The 2,318-nt window shown below is 57.0% G+C and carries 2 protein-coding genes; both read right to left on the bottom strand.

Going from position 1 to position 2,318, the window contains the following annotated elements:
• Positions 1-957 (bottom strand): porphobilinogen synthase (gene hemB, locus HLUSI_RS0121900; RefSeq protein WP_016836004.1); only part of this gene is annotated, 957 nt, incomplete at its 3' end.
• Between the two features lie 348 nt (positions 958-1,305).
• Entirely contained in the window at positions 1,306-2,031 is a 726-nt protein-coding gene (yihA, locus tag HLUSI_RS0121895; protein WP_016836003.1) for a ribosome biogenesis GTP-binding protein YihA/YsxC, read from the bottom strand.
• Positions 2,032-2,318: the final 287 nt, after the last annotated feature.

Genomic DNA, 2,318 nt, shown 5'->3' with positions numbered 1-2,318 from the left:
GGCGCGCTTGAAGGCCATCATCGCTTCCATCATGGCCTTGTCGTGATCGAGCCAGCCGTTTTGCGCTGCTGCCTTGATCATCGCGTATTCGCCGCTGACCTGATAGGCGAAAGTCGGCACCTTGAATTCGTCTTTCACGCGACGCACGATGTCCAGATACGGCATGCCGGGTTTGACCATGACCATGTCGGCGCCTTCCTGCAGGTCCAGCGCCACTTCGCGCAAGGCTTCGTCGCTGTTGGCCGGATCCATCTGGTAGGTGCTCTTGCTGCCCTTGCCGAGGTTGGCGGCGGAGCCGACCGCGTCGCGGAACGGGCCGTAGAAGGCCGAGGCGTATTTGGCCGAGTAGGCCATGATGCGGGTATAGATGAATTTCTCCGCTTCCAACGCGTCGCGCACGGCGCCGATACGGCCGTCCATCATGTCCGACGGCGCCACAATATCGACGCCGGCCTGTGCTTGCGCCAAGGCCTGGCGCACCAGCAGCGCGGTGGTTTCGTCGTTGAGCACGTAGCCGTTGTCGTCCATCACGCCGTCCTGGCCGTGGCTGGTGTACGGATCGAGCGCGACGTCGGTGAGGATGCCGAGTTCGGGAAAGCGTTGCTTGAGCGCCGCCACCGCGCGCGGCACCAGGCCGTCGGGATTGATGGCTTCGATGCCGTCGGGCGTCTTCAGCGCAACGTCGATGACCGGGAACAGCGCCAGCACCGGAATGCCGAGCGCGACCGTGTCTTCGGCCACATGCAGCAACTGGTCGATCGACAGGCGCTCGACGCCCGGCAGGGAGCCGACCGGTGTACGCAGGTTCTGGCCTTCCTGGATGAAGACCGGATAGATCAGGTCGGCGGGCGTGATGACGTTTTCCTGCATCATGGCGCGCGAAAATGCGTCCTTGCGCATGCGGCGCATGCGGATGGCGGGGAATTGGGCGGAGGTGGAGGTGGAGGTCAATGACATGGTGGTAGGTGCTCGCTAAACCGCAGGAAGGCTGCAATTCATCGTGACGAACAGGCTGGCGGCATCGGCCAAGCTTTTCGCCGCGATGTTGCCGGCCTTTTAACTGCGGACAAATTTCAACAATTTCAATTAAAAAATAGTCAAAAGACGATAATTAAAAAATCGATTCGTCCTCTGAAACTTTTCTCCCGGGAGGAGTTCTGACGCATAGGCAATGTATGTTGCCTCCCGCTTCCCCTTCCCTCCCTGAGCGGGGCTCATCGTGCAAACGATAGGCGTTTGCCCTGGAACGGTTTCCCCCTTCCAGGGCATTTTTATTTGCGGCGTTGTTGCAGTATTAATTTGCTGTCAATTCTCTTCATTGCCGATGTCGTCGGGCGCATTCGATGCATCCCATTCGGTATCTTCGTCATTCGACAATCCCGCCAGTTCCAGAATCTTGTCGTTGGCCTCCTCAAGGCCGGTGCGCTTGAGCGCGGAAAACAATTGCGCCGTGAACGGAAACGGCTCGCCCTTCGCATCGACGTAGCTGGACAGGAAGGTATGCGCCTGGCGCAATGCATTGGTCGCATCGTTGCGGTTGAGCTTGTCGGCTTTGCTGAGGATGCAATGCAGCGGCTTGCCGGTGGGCGCAAACCATTCCACCATCTGGATATCGAGGTCGGTAAAAGGCCGGCGCGAGTCGACGATCATCACCAGCGCAGCGAGCTGGTCGCGGCGGCGCACGTAGTCGCCCAGCAGTTCCTGCCAGTGCAGCTTGGCCGAGCCGGATACCTGGGCATAACCGTAACCGGGCAAATCGACCAGCAGGGCGCGGATTTCATCCACTTTTGTCTCATCTTTGCGATGCTGCGCCACATGCGCGCCGCCGATCGAGAAATAGTTGATATGCTGTGTGCGTCCTGGCGTTTTTGATGCAAATGCCAACTTTTTTTGATTGCACAGTACGTTGATGGCCGTGGATTTGCCGGCATTGGAGCGGCCGGCAAAGGCGATCTCCGGTACCTTGGTATTTGGCAAATCACGGAGATGATTCACCGTGGTGAAGAAGCGGGCTTGCCAAAGTTGGGACATAGTAGGAGGAAAATGCATTGAAAGTGGGCAAAAATGCCGAAAAGCTATTGTACAATAAGGGGTTGTCTCTTGTTGTGTTGCACCAGGGGAAACACTTTTCGGATGTGCATTTTCAAGCGTGCTGAAAAGTAGGGAAAGAGGAATCGCGTCGCCAACCTGGCAATTTATTATCACAATCAAGTCTCAGGGTGTTTGAATGAATCGTGCCTTTTCGCCGTTGTTGAAATCCTTGTTCATTGCAATGCTGGCGGTTTCTTCCGCAGCATTTGCAGCCGAAGAAAAAAAAA

Origin of the sequence: Herbaspirillum lusitanum P6-12 (genome assembly GCF_000256565.1) — a bacterium.
GTDB lineage: Bacteria > Pseudomonadota > Gammaproteobacteria > Burkholderiales > Burkholderiaceae_D > Herbaspirillum > Herbaspirillum lusitanum.
The sequence above is the reverse complement of the archived record's forward strand: the minus strand, read 5'-3'. Positions and strand labels throughout refer to the sequence as shown.